The 14,629-nt window shown below is 72.5% G+C and carries 13 protein-coding genes; 4 read left to right on the top strand and 9 right to left on the bottom strand.

Translation table 11 applies throughout. The annotated features are described in order from the left end of the window. Entirely contained in the window at nucleotides 1-1,164 is a 1,164-nt protein-coding gene (locus ABT369_RS11430; RefSeq protein WP_350611643.1) for a thiolase family protein, read from the bottom strand. 66 nt (nucleotides 1,165-1,230) lie between these two features. Here ABT369_RS11430 and ABT369_RS11425 point away from each other — a divergent pair, with 66 nt between their 5' ends. Continuing rightward, nucleotides 1,231-2,043, top strand: coding sequence for a hypothetical protein (locus ABT369_RS11425; RefSeq protein WP_350611642.1), 813 nt, complete (start codon nucleotides 1,231-1,233; stop codon nucleotides 2,041-2,043). A 104-nt stretch (nucleotides 2,044-2,147) separates the two neighbouring features. On the opposite strand, the gene ABT369_RS11420 is transcribed toward ABT369_RS11425, so the two are convergent. From ABT369_RS11420 to hisN, 6 genes are all read right to left on the bottom strand, one after another. Next, complete coding sequence (locus ABT369_RS11420) at nucleotides 2,148-2,531, bottom strand: YybH family protein (protein WP_350611641.1); 384 nt, start codon at nucleotides 2,529-2,531, stop codon at nucleotides 2,148-2,150. Then, nucleotides 2,528-3,808 carry an MFS transporter gene (locus ABT369_RS11415; RefSeq protein ID WP_350611640.1) on the bottom strand — a complete coding sequence of 427 codons (1,281 nt, stop codon included), beginning with the start codon at nucleotides 3,806-3,808 and terminating at the stop codon, nucleotides 2,528-2,530. The genes ABT369_RS11420 and ABT369_RS11415 overlap by 4 nt, the downstream gene beginning before the upstream one ends. Next, nucleotides 3,805-5,088: an aminotransferase class I/II-fold pyridoxal phosphate-dependent enzyme gene (locus tag ABT369_RS11410; RefSeq protein WP_350611639.1), complete on the bottom strand. Its 1,284-nt coding sequence runs from the start codon at nucleotides 5,086-5,088 to the stop codon at nucleotides 3,805-3,807. Before ABT369_RS11410 ends, ABT369_RS11415 begins: the two co-directional genes overlap by 4 nt. 62 nt (nucleotides 5,089-5,150) lie before the next feature. Continuing rightward, on the bottom strand, nucleotides 5,151-8,180 hold the full coding sequence (locus ABT369_RS11405) for a putative bifunctional diguanylate cyclase/phosphodiesterase (protein ID WP_350611638.1): 3,030 nt from the start codon (nucleotides 8,178-8,180) through the stop codon (nucleotides 5,151-5,153). A 296-nt stretch (nucleotides 8,181-8,476) separates the two neighbouring features. Further along, the gene (locus tag ABT369_RS11400; protein ID WP_350611865.1) at nucleotides 8,477-9,355 is read right to left on the bottom strand and encodes a hypothetical protein; all 879 of its coding nucleotides are present in this window, start codon (nucleotides 9,353-9,355) and stop codon (nucleotides 8,477-8,479) included. 82 nt (nucleotides 9,356-9,437) lie between these two features. Next, complete coding sequence (gene hisN / locus ABT369_RS11395) at nucleotides 9,438-10,256, bottom strand: histidinol-phosphatase (RefSeq protein WP_350611637.1); 819 nt, start codon at nucleotides 10,254-10,256, stop codon at nucleotides 9,438-9,440. A gap of 52 nt (nucleotides 10,257-10,308) precedes the next feature. On the opposite strand from hisN, the gene ABT369_RS11390 reads away from it, so the two are divergent. Then, nucleotides 10,309-10,845, top strand: a complete 537-nt coding sequence (locus ABT369_RS11390) for a DUF2087 domain-containing protein (RefSeq protein WP_350611636.1) — start codon at nucleotides 10,309-10,311, stop codon at nucleotides 10,843-10,845. Here the strand turns inward: ABT369_RS11390 and rsgA are convergent. Both rsgA and aroA read right to left on the bottom strand, forming a co-directional pair. Further along, nucleotides 10,822-11,808 carry a ribosome small subunit-dependent GTPase A gene (rsgA, locus tag ABT369_RS11385; protein WP_350611864.1) on the bottom strand — a complete coding sequence of 329 codons (987 nt, stop codon included), beginning with the start codon at nucleotides 11,806-11,808 and terminating at the stop codon, nucleotides 10,822-10,824. The genes ABT369_RS11390 and rsgA overlap by 24 nt on opposite strands. 64 nt (nucleotides 11,809-11,872) lie before the next feature. Beyond that, entirely contained in the window at nucleotides 11,873-13,129 is a 1,257-nt protein-coding gene (gene aroA, locus ABT369_RS11380) for a 3-phosphoshikimate 1-carboxyvinyltransferase (RefSeq protein ID WP_350611635.1), read from the bottom strand. An 89-nt stretch (nucleotides 13,130-13,218) separates the two neighbouring features. On the opposite strand from aroA, the gene ABT369_RS11375 reads away from it, so the two are divergent. Together ABT369_RS11375 and ABT369_RS11370 are read left to right on the top strand one after the other, a co-directional pair. After that, nucleotides 13,219-13,941: an SOS response-associated peptidase gene (locus ABT369_RS11375; RefSeq protein ID WP_350611634.1), complete on the top strand. Its 723-nt coding sequence runs from the start codon at nucleotides 13,219-13,221 to the stop codon at nucleotides 13,939-13,941. A gap of 167 nt (nucleotides 13,942-14,108) precedes the next feature. Further along, nucleotides 14,109-14,552, top strand: a complete 444-nt coding sequence (locus tag ABT369_RS11370) for a WhiB family transcriptional regulator (RefSeq protein ID WP_350611633.1) — start codon at nucleotides 14,109-14,111, stop codon at nucleotides 14,550-14,552. Nucleotides 14,553-14,629 lie beyond the last annotated feature (77 nt).

Below are 14,629 nucleotides of genomic sequence, written 5' to 3'. Positions count from 1 at the left end.
TCAGATCCTTTCCACCAGTACCGCGGAGCCCTGCCCGACACCCACACACATCGACGCCAGCCCGCGGGAGTCGCCCGTGCGCCGCATCCGGTGCAGCAGCGTCGTGAGGATCCGCGCGCCGGAGCAGCCCAGCGGGTGCCCGAGCGCGATCGCGCCGCCGTCCGGGTTGACCAGCTCCGGGTCGAGCCCGAGCTGGTCGGCGCACGCGAGCACCTGCGCCGCGAAGGCCTCGTTGAGTTCGGCCTGCCGCACGTCGCCGACGGACCAGCCGGCCCGGGCGAGCGCCTTGCGGGTCGCCGGCACCGGCCCGATGCCCATCACGTCGGGGTGCACGCCCGCCGACGCCCCGGCCACATAGCGGCCCAGCGGCTCCAGCCCGAACTCGCGCAGCGCGTCCTCGCTGACCAGCAGCAGCCCGGCCGCGCCGTCGTTGAGCGGCGAGGAGTTGCCGGCGGTCACCGTGCCGCCGTCGCGGAAGACCGGCTTGAGCTTGGCCAGCTTCTCCAGGCTCGTGTCGGCCCGGATGCCCTCGTCGGCGCCGACCCCGTCGACCGGCAGCAGCTCGGCCGCGAAGTGCCCGTTCGCGGTCGCCTCGGCCGCCCGCTGGTGGCTGCGCAGCGCGAACGCGTCCTGGCGTTCGCGGCCGATGCCGTGCCGCGCCGCGACCTCCTCGGCCGTCTCGCCCATGCTCAGCAGCCCGTGCAGCTCCCGCATGCGCGGGTTGACCAGGCGCCAGCCGAGCCGGGTGTCGGAGACGGCCATCGCGTGCGGCAGCGCCTCGTCCGGCCGCGGCAGCACGAACGGCGCCCGGCTCATCGACTCCGACCCGCCGGCCACGACCACGTCGGCCTCGCCCGCGGCGATGGTGCGGGCGGCGACGGTGACCGCCTCCATCCCCGAGGCGCAGAGCCGGTTGACGGTCGCGCCGGGCACGCTGTCGGGCAGGCCCGCCAGCAGTACCGCCATCCGCGCCACGTTCCGGTTGTCCTCGCCGGCCTGGTTGGCCGCGCCCCAGTAGACCTCGTCGACGCGGGCCGGGTCGATGCCCGACACCAGCTCCCTGACCACGGCCGCCGCGAGGTCGTCGGGCCGCACGTGGGAGAGCGCCCCACGCAGCCTCCCGATCGGTGTGCGCCGGGCGGCGGCAAAGTACACGGTTCGCATGCCCATAAACTAACACTGTTAGTTGGACGCGGGAACCGTCCGGCCGCCTCCCGCGTCCAACCCGCCATGAAGCCTTCGCGCCTGATCCTGGCGACCGCGCTCCTCGCGGCCGCCTGTGGCTCGCCGTCCACCACCGGCGAGCCGCCCATTGCCTACGCCCCGGACGATCTCGTCCTGCAGGTGCGCAGCTCCGGCGGCATGCTGCCGGTCGAGATGCTGGTGACCCAGGTGCCGGAGATCAGCGTGTACGGCGACGGAAGGGTCATCACCGCGGGCCCGGTCACGGAGATGTACCCGGGCCCGGCCCTGCCGAACGTGCAGGTGCGCCACGCGAGCCCGGAGACCGTGCGCAAGCTGGCCGAGCGGGCCGTCGAGGCCGGCGTCGGCAACGGCGCGGACCTCGGCACCCCGCAGATCATGGACGCCGGGACGACGATCATCACCGTGCGCACCGGCACGGGCCTGGTCACGTCGGACGCGCCCGCCCTCGGCCTCGGCGACGACGGCCTGAGCGCGGCCCAGCACCAGGCCCGCAAGCCGCTGGTCGAACTGGTGCGCTACCTGCGCGAGCTGGACCTGGGCGAGCCCGTCGCCTTCGAGCCGAGCCTGGTCGCCGCCGTCGGGCACCAGTGGCAGCCGCGGGAGGACGGCCTGCCCACAGACCCGCCGCCGGTCGACTGGCCCGGCACGGCCCCGCTGCCGGGCGATCCCGTGGGCAACCTGAACGTGCGATGCGTGACGGCCGACGCCGCACCGGTGCTCGCGGCGGCGAGGAACGCCAACGCGCGCACGCCCTGGATGTCGGGCGGCGCGCGCTGGGAGGTGGGCCTGCGGCCACTGCTGCCGCACGAGTCCTCGTGCTCGGACGTGAACCGATAAGTCGGGCGCTCCGCGCCACGACTTATCGCATTTTTCGCCTGTCAGGTCATAAGTCCGAAATGTCGTGGCGCGAAGCGCCCGACATTTCGCATTCGAGCGGTTCCTTACGTCGGCTCCGAGCCCTGGACCGCCCGCCACAGCCAGGCGCCCGAGTTGCGGCGGGAGAGCAGGCCCGTGATGCGGTACGGGAACGGCTCGACCGACCCGTCAGGGCCGTGCTCGGCGCCGTCGGCCTCGGCGATGACGAAGGCGCCGCCCGGCAGGGTGTGCACCGTCGCCGACGTCGCCTGCCAGGTGTAGGCCGCGGGCCGTGCGAAGAGCCCCGCGAGGAGCTCCCGCACGGCGTCGCGGCCGGTCGCGCACTCGCCGGCCTCGGAGCCGACGTACGTGATGTCGTCGTCGGGCACGAAGCAGGCGAGCGCGCCTTCCAGATCGCGGGCGAGAAAGGCCTGCCCCAGCCGGTCCACCAGCTCGACCACGTCGCTCATGACGGCACCACCAGTTGCTTGGGCGAGCGCATGCCCGGCAGGTAGAGGAACGCGAGGGTCACCGCGGCCCCGAGCACACCCGCGCCGATGAGGGTGTTCTGCACGCCGATCGCGGTCGCGACGGGCGCGGCCATGGCGTAGCTCAGCGGTACCAGTGCGATCGAGATGAACCAGTCGACCGAGCTCACGCGACCCATCAGCTCCGCCGGGACGAGCCGCTGCTTCGCGGTCGCCCACGCGATCGTGCCGGCCGCCTCCAGGCCGTTGACGAGCGCGCACGAGATGGCGAGCTGCCACGACGCCGTGGCCAGCCCGTAGCCCGCCACCGCGAGGGTCGCCAGCGTCCAGGTGACGTAGATGAAGCGCATGTACTCCTGCGGCACCCCGCGCTGCCCGACGATCAGGGCCGCCGCGACGGCGCCGATGCCACCGCTGGCCAGGACCAGGCCCAGGTCGCCCGCGGTGCCGTGCAACTCGTGCTTGACCACGAGCGGCAGGAGGACCTCGGTGGGGCCGATGAAGAGCAGGTAGGCGAACGTCGCGGCGAGGAAGGTGCCCCAGAGCCACACGTTGCCGCGCACGTAGTGCATGCCGGCCTTGAACTCCTCCCACACCGACGCCTCGGGCGCCTCCGCGGGTCCGGCCGCCGCCGGTCGGGCGCGCATCAGCAGCAGGCAGGCCGCCGAGATCGCGAACGTCACGGCGTCCACCGCGAAGGCCAGCCCGCTGCCGCCGACGGCGATGAGCACGCCGCCGAGGGACGGGCCGGCCATCTGCAGGGCCGCGGGCCGCACGAACTGGTCCAGGGCGTTGGCCTGCACCAGCTCCTCCTCGTCGACCAGGGTGGGCACGAGCCCGTCGAACGCCGGGCCGAAGAAGCCCGACGCTGCCCCGTAGACCGCGACCAGCGCCACGATGTGCCACACCTGCACGACGCCGGTGAGGCTGAGCACCGCGAGCACCGTCAGCACCGAGCCCCGTACCACGTCGGTGGCGAGCATGATCTTCCGCCGGTCGAACCGGTCGCTGACCACGCCGCCGAACAGTAGCGTGGCGACCTGGGGCAGGGTCAGGGCGAACCCGACGACGGACATCGCCGCCGGGGCGTCCGACAGCGCGTACACCTGCCAGGCCATCGCAACGAGGAGGATCCCGTCGCCGATCAGCGAGCTGCTCATGCCCGTCCACAGGAGCCGGAAGTCCCGGACCCGCAGCGGGATCAGCAGCGCCGGCAGCTGCCGCCGGGCGCGGTGCCGGGCCTGATGCTCGTGCTTCAAGCCGCGTTCCCGAGGGTGAACACATCCGTCCGCAGCAGGCGGCCGGCGTGGGCGAGCTCGGTGATGACGCCGTTGAGCTGGTCGATCTCGGCGTCGGTGTTGGCCGCGGTGACCTGGACGCGGAAGCCGACCTGGTCGCGCGGGACGAGCGGGTAGGCGGCCAGGGTCACGTAGGTCTCGCGGTCCCACAGGAACTGCCCGACCTGGGCGATGTCCTCGCCCGGGGCCAGCGGCAGCTCGATGATCGGCGTGGTGCCGGAGTTCGGGGTGTAGACGCCGAGCGCGCGCACGTGGTCGAGCACGCGCATGGTCTTGCGGTACAGGTCGGCGCGGATCTCGTCGCCCCGCTTCTCGTTGACGTCGAGGCCGGCCATGACCGTGGCCAGCGAGGCCGTCGGGGACGGGCCCGAGTACAGGTACGGCGGGGCGGCGACCTTGAGGTGGTTCTTGAGCCACGTCGGCAGGGCCAGGAACGCCATGAGCGACGAGTAGGACTTCGAGAAGCCGCCGACGAGCACGATGTTGTCGTAGGTCTCGCCCGCGTACTTCACGATCGCGTTGCCCCGCGAGCCGTACGGCGAGGTCTCGTCGGGCCGCCGCTCGCCGATGACGCCGAAGCCGTGCGCCTCGTCGACGTAGAGCAGCGCGTCGTACCGGCGGCAGACCTCGGCGAAGCGGGCCAGGTCGGGCGCGAGGCCGGTCATGCTGTTGACGCCGTCCATCGCCACGAGCTTCGCCTTGCCGGCCGGGGCCTTGGCCAGCAGCTCGGCCAGGTGCTCCGGGTCGCCGGCCTTGAAGCGCTGGACCGTGGCGCCGAGGCCCTTGGCGTACATGCAGCCGTCGTAGATGGTCTTGTGCGACTGCGAGTCGAGGAAGATGGTGCCGTCGCCGGCCAGGATCGGGATCACCGACATGTGGATGTGCGTGATCGTCGGCAGCAGCAGGGTGTCCGGGGCGCCGAGCAGCTCGGTGAGGCGCTCCTCGATGTCGATGTACGGCCGGGAGTTGCCCAGCAGCCGCGACCAGCTGGGGTGCGTGCCCCAGGTGCGGATGTACGGGTCGACGGCGTCCATGATCTCCGGCTCCAGGTCGAAGCCGAGGTAGTTGCACGAGGCCCAGTCGGTCAGCCAGTGACTGCCCACCCGGATGCGGCGGCCGTCGATCTCCTCGATGACGGCGTCGTACATCGGGCTGGTCGTGCGCAGTCGCTCGAGGTCGTCCCAGCGTCCGTCGCGACGAACGTAGGAGCCCTGGGTGCTGTGCAGCGGGTGGACGGTCATGCGGGTCTACCTTCCATGGTTGAGGAGCGTTCCTGTGGAGCTCGCCGGGGTCTCCGGTCGAGTCACGCCATCGCGGCGAATGGCGCGGTCTTCGGGATGAGCGCGAACGCGTCGGGCTCGGACAGCGGCCGGGCGAACAGGTAGCCCTGGCCGTAGGGGCAGCCGATCTGCTGCAGGGCCTCGCGCTGGCCGGCCTCCTCGACGCCCTCGGCCACGACCGAGAGGTTGAAGGTCTGGGCCAGCTGGACGATCGCCGTGACGACCGCCCGCTGCTGGGTCGAGCTGAGCATGTCGTCGATGAACGACTTGTCGATCTTCAGGACGTCGATCGGCATGTGCTGCAGGTACGACAGCGACGAGTAGCCGGTGCCGAAGTCGTCGATGGCGAGCCGGATGCCCATCGCCCGCAGCGCGTCGAGGTCGGCGCGCACGGTGTCGTCGTTGCGCAGCAGCAGGCTCTCGGTGATCTCCAGCAGCAGCGTGCCGGGCTCCACGCCCGAGGTGCGCAGCATCTGGCGCACCTCCTCGACGAAGCCGGGAGTGCGGAACTGGCGAGCGGAGACGTTCACGCTGATGTACCGCAGCGCGCCGGGCGCCGTCGAGCGCTGCCAGCGGCCGGCGGTGTTCAGCGCCTGCTGCAGCACCATCCGCCCCATCGGCACGATGAGCCCGCTCTCCTCGGCCACCTCGATGAAGTGGCCGGGCGCGATCATGCCCCGGGTCGGGTGGTTCCAGCGCACGAGCGCCTCGAAGCCCAGCGGCACGCCGGTCTCCAGGTCGACGATCGGCTGGTACTGCAGCACGAACTGGCTCTCCTTGACGGCCTGGTCGAGCGCGGCGCGCAGCTCCAGGCGCTCCAGCACGGCGGTGTGCAGGTCGGACTGGTACCGCCGCCACTGCCCCTTGCCGGCCCCCTTGGCCACGTAGAGCGCGAGGTCGGCCTGGCGCATGAGCTCCTCGGCCGAGTTCGCGTCGATCGTGGTGGACAGGCCGATGCTGCTGATGCCGTTGACCGACTCGCCGGCCACGGCGAACGGCTCGGCGAGCGCGAGGTTGATGCGCTCGGCGGCCAGCTCGAGGTCGGCGATGGAGTCGGCCTCGATGAGCGCGGCGAACTCGTCGCCGCCGAGGCGGGCGACGGTGTCGGTCGGGCGCAGCTCGGCGGTGATGCGCTTGCCCACGGCCTGCAGCAGCTCGTCGCCGACGGCGTGGCCGAGCGTGTCGTTGACGATCTTGAAGTCGTCGAGGTCGATGAAGAGGACGCCGACCAGGCTCCCGTCGCGCTGGCCGCGGAACACGGCCTGCTCGACCCGGTCACCGAAGAGCACCCGGTTGGCCAGGCCCGTGAGCGAGTCGTGGAACGCCTGGCGGATGAGCTGCTCCTCGAGGCGCCGGCGCTCGGTCACGTCCCGCACGGTCAGCACCAGGCCGCCGACGGTGGTGTCCTCGCGCAGGTCCCGGCAGTCGACCTCGACCAGCAGGTCGGAGCCGTCCACGCGCTCGGCCCGCACGTCCATGACGTCGTGGCCGTGCGCGCCGGAGCGGACCTGGCCGAGCAGCTCGGCGAGGCGGGCGCGCTCGTCGCGGGCGATGAACTCCCACAGCTCGTAGCCCGCGATGCGCTCGTCGCCGAAGACCGTGCCGGCCGAGGGGCTGGCGTACTGGATCACGTCGTTGTCGTCGACGATCAGGATGACGTCGGACGTGTTGTGGATCAGGGTGCGGAAGTACGCCTCGCTGTTGCGCCGGTTGACCTCGGCGGTCAGCGTGATGCGCTCCAGCGCCATGGCGGCCTGCGAGGCGAGCACCTCGAAGGTCGGCTGGAGCAGCTGGAGGACCTCGGTCGGGGCGGCGAGGTACAGCACGTCGCTGGTCACGCCGAGCGGGTGGCGCAGCGCCGAGCTGAACTCGCGCAGCCGGGACCGCACGTCCGGGGCGAGCCCGGAGACGCGCACCAGGCCGGGCGCGGGCAGCTCCTCCTCGGCGCCGACACGCACGAGGGTCACCACGTGCGGGGTGTCGGCCGGCAGCAGCCGCTCGAGCGTGGTCTGCACGGCGGAGAGCGCCTCGCGGGTGTCGGCCGCGGAGACGAGCGTGGTCGTCGCCTCGCGCAGCTCCCGCTCGCGGGCCAGCGACTGGCGGTGGTTGCCCATGACGCCGGCCAGGCGCAGCAGCACCAGGGCGAACATGACGCCGGAGGCGGCCGCGACGACGGCGGCGTCGCGCACGGTGCCCAGGCTCGCCTCGACCAGCAGCACGCCGGGGGCGATCAGCGAGGCGGCGCCGAGCAGCGCGATGCGGCGCCCGCCGAGGTCGGCGGTGGCCGAACGGGTCGGCTCGGTCATCTCCTGCATCGACGGGTGCAGCGCGGCCGCGGCCCACGCCGAGTAGCACACGACCCAGCCGAGGTCGGTGGGGCCGCCGACGTGCCAGGAGCCGTTGAGCTGGATGAGGCCGTAGACGACGTCGGCCGCGAGCAGGCCGGCGGTGCCGAGGCCGAGCAGGTTGATCGAGCCGGTGCGGCGCACGCCACCGGTGAGCAGGCGGGCGAAGACGGCCAGGGTCAGCACGTCGCCGAGCGGGTAGCCGATCGAGACCAGCTTCTGCAGCAGCGTGAGCTCGGTGCTGCGCACGTACGGGTCGATCAGGAAGATCCAGGACAGCAGGGCCAGGCCGATGGTGAACGTGGCGGCGTCGATCAGGCTGTCACGGTTGTTGCGCCCGGTGCGGGAGCGGATGAAGCCGAGCAGGCCGCCGGCGAGGATGGGGTACATCGCCAGGTACAGCACGTCGGAGAACGACGGGAACGGGTTCTCGAGGCCGAACACGTCGGTGAGCAGGTTGTAGCGGAAGTCGCCGAAGCCGAAGCAGGCCAGCGCGGCAGCCAGGAGGAACCACGGCCAGCGGCGGCTCGGCCGGTGCACCACGACGCCCACGACGACGCCGACCACGCTGGACAGGCCGATCGCGCCCCACCAGATCATGTGCATGTCGGGCCACTGGTAGAACGCCACGGTGAGCAAGGCCATCCAGACCGCGAACCAGGCGCTGAGCTTGTTCTTCAGCACGTGTTCCGCCTCCTTCCTGCTCACGACTAGGGCTTTGTGCAATCCCTGAATCGGTCAGGCGGCGGGAGTCTGAACGAGAACCCGGGTGCGGGCTGGGTCGGGCGAGTTGCCGGACGGGTCCCCCGAACGGTGGACATCGCGTGCTCAACCGGCCACGCTCCGTGTTTGATCTTGCCACCGCGGAGGCCGGGATGTCTGGCGGGAGCAACGGTCCGCAGGTGACGCGGGCCCGAGCAAAGATTTCTACGCTCTTGACGCCCGTCGGGGTATAAATCCGAAATGTCGGGCTAGCGAAGCGCCCGACATTTCGTTGTCCCGGGTTATCGGCGGGCGGGGCCGCGGGATGCGCTGAACGCCAGGCCCGGCGGCGGGGGCTCCGACTCCTCCGTGACCGTGCGGTGGTGGTGCTGCGGCTCCGCGTAGAAGCTCAGGCCGATCACGCCGGCCAGGGTCACCACGAAGCCCACCGCCACCAGCCACTCGCGGTGCGGCCACACGCCGTCGCCGAGGAGGAACAGGCCCACGAGCGCGGCCGGCACGGCGCCGGCGGCGTCCATCGCGGCCACGGCGGCCGTCGTCGAGCCCCGCTGCATGGCCAGGCCCAGGAGCAGCTGGCCGACGAGGGAGTGGGCGATGAGCAGGTACGACAGCGGGTCGGTCACGAACTGCCCGAGCGAGTCGGCCGAGGCCAGCGGGCGGGACGCCACCGCGGCGGCGCCGAACGCCACGCCCGACAGGGAGCCGAGCACCACCGAGCCGGGCGCGCCGTGCAGCCGGCTGGCGAAGAAGCCCAGCACCGCCAGCACCACCAGGACCACGGCCAGGCCGATCACGCCCCCGGTGCCGAGCTGGCGGGACGGGGCCGGCTTGGCCGCGAGCACGAGCGCGGCGATGCCCGCGGTCAGCGCCAGTAACAGCGCGACCTCGGTGCGCGGCAGCTTCCACTTGAGGATCAGCACGCCCAGCAGCGTGGTCACGCCCAGGCCCGCGGCCATGGCCGACTGCACGAGGAAGAGGGGCAGGTCGCGGCGGGCGAAGAAGGCCAGCGCGAAGCCGGCGCACTGGCAGGCGACGCCGACCAGGTAGGACTTGTGGCGGCCGAGGCGCAGCAGGAGCATCGGCTGAAAGCCCTGATGCAGATCGGTGCGCGCGGCGGCCACGGACTGCAGCAGGTTGGCGACGCCGTAGGCGGCGATCATCGCGCCGAGGAACAGCCAACTCCAAGATGCCACCCGGGCAGGATAGACCCCGTGCGGGTGCCGGGCATACGGACCTTTGGGTTTACCCGGACAAACCGGACAGTCGGGTGTTGCTCAAACGGGTGAGCACGTCCTCGTGCAGCCGGCCGTTTGTCGCGACCGCGCTGCCGCCGCCCGGACCCGGCGTACCCTGCAGGTCGGTGAAGGTGCCCCCGGCCTCGGTCACGATCGGCACCAGGGCCGCCAGGTCCCACAGCGACAGCTCGGGCTCCACCATGATGTCGACGGCGCCCTCGGCCAGCAGCATGTACCCGTAGAAGTCCCCGTAGGCCCGCTGCCGCCAGGTGCGCCGGCTGATGTCGAGGATGGCGCCCAGCCGCCCGGCCTCCTCCCAGCCGCCGAGCGACGAGTAGCAGAACGAGGCGTCGGCCAGCCGCGACACCGACGACACCCGGATCGGCGTCGCGGCGGCGGTGTGGCGCCCCGCGTACGCCCCATGGCCGAGCGCCCCCCACCAGCGGCGCCCGAGCGCGGGCGCCGACACCAGGCCGACGACCGGCTGGTCGCCCTCCATGAGCGCGATGAGCGTCGCCCAGATCGGCACCCCGCGCACGAAGTTCTTCGTGCCGTCGATCGGGTCGATGACCCACTGGCGGCTGCCCGGGCCCGCGGCGGCCTCGGTCGCGCCGTACTCCTCGCCGAGCACCCCGTCGCGCGGGCGCGCCCGGCCGAGGGTGGCCCGCAGCGCCTTCTCCACCGCGGTGTCCGCATCCGTCACCGGCGTCAGGTCCGGCTTCTCGGACACGTGCAGATCCTGGGCGCGGAAGCGCGGCACGGCGATCGCGTCCGCGGTGTCGGCGAGAAGATGAGCGAGGGCCAGATCGTCCGCGTAGCGAGCCATGCGCGGAAACTTAGCCGACGATCGCCACCTTCTGGCAGTACTGTCGCCGTTTGTGACTCCCACAGCCCTGTGCGGCCTGCTTGCCGAGTCCGAGCGTCTCCAGGTCTTCGCGGCCGTGGTCCTGGGCGCACGCACCCCCAGCGCCGTCGAGTCCGCCACCGGCCTGCCCGCCCGCGTCATCGAGCCCGCCATCCGGCGGCTGCAGCAGGGCGGCCTGCTCGGCGTGGAGGGCGGCGAGCTCGCCGCGTCGGCGGACACGTTCAAGGAGGCCGTGCGCGCCGCCGCGGTGAGCGCCGGCCCGCAGCCGCAGCTGGACCCGGACCGGCAGCGCGACCTCGTCCTGCGCACGTTCATCAGCGACGGCCGGCTGACGCAGATCCCGGCCGCGCACGGCAAGCGCATGGTCGTGCTCGAGCACATCGCCTCGTCCTTCGAGCCCGGGGTGCGCTACCCCGAGCGCGAGGTCGACGCGATCCTGCGCGCCTGGCACGACGACCACGCGGCGCTGCGGCGCTGCCTCGTGGACGGCGGGCTGCTGTCCCGGGACAACAACGTCTACTGGCGCTCAGGCGGCCCCGTCGTCGTCTGAGGGCGTGCCCTCCTTCGAGGCCAGCAACCGGCGGAACGAGGCGAGCCGGCGCGGGTCGGCCCCGCCCTCGGCCACGAGCTTGTCCAGGCCGCAGTCGCCGCCCGCGCCGGTGTGGTCGCAGTTGGGCGAGCAGCGCGTGGAGGCCTCCACGAGGTCGGGGAAGCCGTGCAGCAGGCTGTCGGCCGAGACGTGCGCGAGGCCGAACGAGCGCACGCCCGGCGTGTCCACGATCCAGCCGAGGTCGTCCGGGAGCTGCAGGGCCACGGCGCTGGTCGAGGTGTGCCGGCCCTTGCCGACCGCGCTCACCGAGCCCACCGCGCGGTCGGTGCCGGGCACCAGCCGGTTCACGAGCGTGGACTTGCCGACACCGGAGTGCCCGATCAGCACCGACACCCGGCCGGTCAGCTCGGCCACGAGGTCGTCCAGGGGGCGGTCGGGGCGGCACAGGACGTACGGCAGGTCGAGCTCGGCGTAGTAGTCCAGCACCGCGTCCGGGGACGCGAGATCGCCCTTGGTCAGGCACAGCAGCGGGTCGATCTCGGCGTCGTAGGCCGCGACCAGACATCGGTCGATGAACCCGGTCCGCGGCGGCGGGTCCTGCAGCGAGTTCACGATCACCAGTTGCTCGGCGTTGGCCACCACGACCCGCTCGAAGCGGCCCTCGGTGCCGCCCTCCTCGTCGTCCGCGGTGCGCATGAGCACGGAGGTGCGCTCGTCGATGCGCACGATGCGCGCCAGCGTGTCGGGGCGGCCGCTCACATCCCCGACGATCTGCACGTGGTCGCCGACGACCACCCCGTGCCGGCCCAGCTCGCGGGCGCGCATGGCGGTGACGGCGGCGCCGGTGTCGCCGATGTGGCAGGTGTACCGCCCGCGGTCCACCGCGACCACGAACCCCTCGACGGCGTCGCTGTGCTTGGGGCGCTGGCGCGTGCGCGGTCGCGAGGACCGGCTCGGGCGCACCCTCACGTCATCCTCGTCGTACTCGCGCTTCCGCCTCAGCCGACCCTCCCGCTGAACCCGACCCTCATCGCCCGGCCACCATCGTTGACCATAGCCGGGGAAAGTCCGGCAGCGTCTTCGCGGTGCATGCCACGTCGTCCAGACGCAGCCCGGGCACCGCCAGCCCGAGCACCGCGCCCGCGTGCGCGAGCCGCCGGTCGCCGTTCGTGCGCAGCGTGCCGCCCCGCAGCGGGCGCGGCCGGATGCGCAGCCCGTCCGGCTCCGCGGTCACGTCCGCGCCCAGGCCGGTCAGCGCCGCGGCCACCTGGGCCAGCCGGTCGGGCGGCTCCTGGCCGCGCAGGTGCGACGGGGAGTCGGCGAGCGCGGCGACGGCGGCCAGCACCGCGGACACGTCGGCCAGCCCGGTGAGGTCGGCGCTGACGCCGTGGACCGTCCCGGAGCCGCGCACCATCAGCCCGCCCGGCGTCAGGGCCGCCTCGCCGCCCATCTGCCGCAGCACGTCCAGCAGCCGCCGGGTCGGCTGGCTGGTCGCGGCCGGCCAGCCCCGCACCGTGACCGTCCCGCCGGTGACGAGGGCCGCGGCCAGGAACGGGGCGGCGCTGGCGAGGTCCGGCTCGATGTCCCAGGCCCGTCCCTTGAGCCGCCCGGGCTCGACCGCCCACACGTCGGGGCGGGTGTCGTCGATGCCGGCGCCGGCCGCGCGCAGCATGTGCACGGTGAGGTCCACGTGCGGCTTGGGGACCGGGGCGCCGACGTGGCGTACGACCACACCCCGGTCGTAGCCGGCCGCCGACAGCAGCAGCCCGGAGACGAGCTGGCTGGACGCCGAGGCGTCGATGGTCACCGGGCCGCCCGTGATCCGGCCCGAGCCGTGCACGGTGAACGGCAGCCCGTTGTCGGTGTCGATCCGCGCGCCCAGCGTCCGCAGCGCGCCGAGCAGCGGGGCCATCGGGCGGCGCCGGGCGGCGGGCTGGCCGTCGAAGGACACCGAGCCGGTGGCCAGGCCCGCGACCGGGGGCAGGAAGCGCAGCACCGTGCCGGCCAGCCCGACGTCGACCCGGGCCGGGCCCTCCAGCGGCCGCGAGCGCAGCAGCCACAGGTTGTCGTCGGCGGTCGACACGTGGCAGCCCATCGCGCGCAACCCGGCCGCCATCAGCTCGGTGTCCCGGGCCCGCAGCGGGGTCCGCAGGGTGCTGGCGCCGTGCGAGACGGCCCCGAGGACCAGCGCCCTCGCGGTCATGGACTTCGACCCCGGCAACCGCAGCGCGGCGTCCAGCGGACCGGCGGCGGTGGGAGCGGGCCACGGTAAGTCGGTTTCCACGCGCTCAGTGTGCAATCAACTTCGATATGTAGCGACTGTTGAGTTGCCGGGCAGGATTTTTCTCATACCGCACGGATACCGTTGGCCCCATGTGTGGCAGGTACGCGACCTCGCGCAGCAACGCCGACCTCAGCGCCCTGTTCGAGGCGGCCGACGAGACCGACGGCCTCGAGCCGGACTACAACGTCGCCCCCACCGACCCGGTGCCGGTCGTGCGGGTGTCGCAGTCGGCGGGCGGCCGGGTGCTGGCCACGGCCCGCTGGGGGCTGGTGCCGACCTGGGCCAAGGACCCGAAGGCCGGCGCCCGGATGATCAACGCGCGGGTCGAGACCGTCGAGTCCTCCGGCGCCTTCGCGCAGTCGTTCGCGCGGCGGCGGTGCCTGGTGCCCGCGGACGGATGGTACGAGTGGGTCCGCAGTGACGACGGGAAATCCAAGCAGCCCTACTTCATGACCCTCGGCGACGCCGAGCCGTGCGTATTCGCGGGCCTGTGGTCAGTGTGGGGCAAAGGCGACGATCGACTCCTCACGTGCAGCATCATCACCACACCGGCCGTCGATGACCTGGCGCTCATCCACGACCGCATGCCGTTACTGCTGCCGGAGGCGCGATGGGCCGACTGGCTTACCGCACAACCGGATGCAAGCCTCCTGTTGCCGACGCCATCGTCGCACGTCGCACGGCTGGAGCTACGCCCTGTAGGCGCCCGCGTGGGCGACGTACGCAACGACGGTCCTGACTTGGTCGCGAAAGTTGCGGCACCCCCACTCCGATCGAGCGATGTCGAGCCGATCGATCTGACCCTTTTTTAGGCTGTAAGTCCAGAAAAAATCCGACCGTTTTTGCGGATCGGCCGATGAACTCTTGAATTTGCAGCCGTTTCTGCGATACAACACAGCGCCGGTGGGTCTATGTCGGATGGGGGCATCCCGACGTTTTCCCGCCTTGCGTTCGTTTGACCCACGGGGGAGGTGGGTGTATGACCCGGGCGAGGATGCCACGCCCTCACGAAGTTGCAGCCGCGAAGCGAGACCCGCGACTGCTCAGGGCCGTCAAGGAGCAGCAGGGCGACGGAGCCTGGCGCATCCGCGGCGCATGTCAGGCGGTTGACCCAGAAACGTTCTTCCCGGCTCCGACGGAGCCGGCCGACGCCGCGGTGGCCCTGTGCCGCACGTGCGACGTCCAGGGAGCCTGCCTCGCGTGGGCCCTCGACGTCGGCGACTGCCACGGTGTCTGGGGAGCCACAACACCGCGCGAGCGGCGTGCGATGCTCGTCGCATGGCGCAGCGAGGGGCAGGGGCCGGGCGTTCCCGGCCAGAGCGACCCACGGCTCGGCGCGATGGCGTGCCTGCCGATCCTGCCGTTGCAGCGGGCCCGGACCCGGGAACAGCCGGATCCGGTCGGGGCGGGCGCTCCGCAGTAAAGCCGTCCTCGTCCGCCGCCCGGCCCCGGCCGGGCGGCGGGCGTTCGGTCGCGACCCCGTTCGGCCCGGCGCGGTAC

This window comes from Dactylosporangium sp. NPDC000244 (genome assembly GCF_040300725.1).
Lineage (GTDB): Bacteria > Actinomycetota > Actinomycetes > Mycobacteriales > Micromonosporaceae > Dactylosporangium.
The sequence above is the reverse complement of the archived record's forward strand: the minus strand, read 5'-3'. Positions and strand labels throughout refer to the sequence as shown.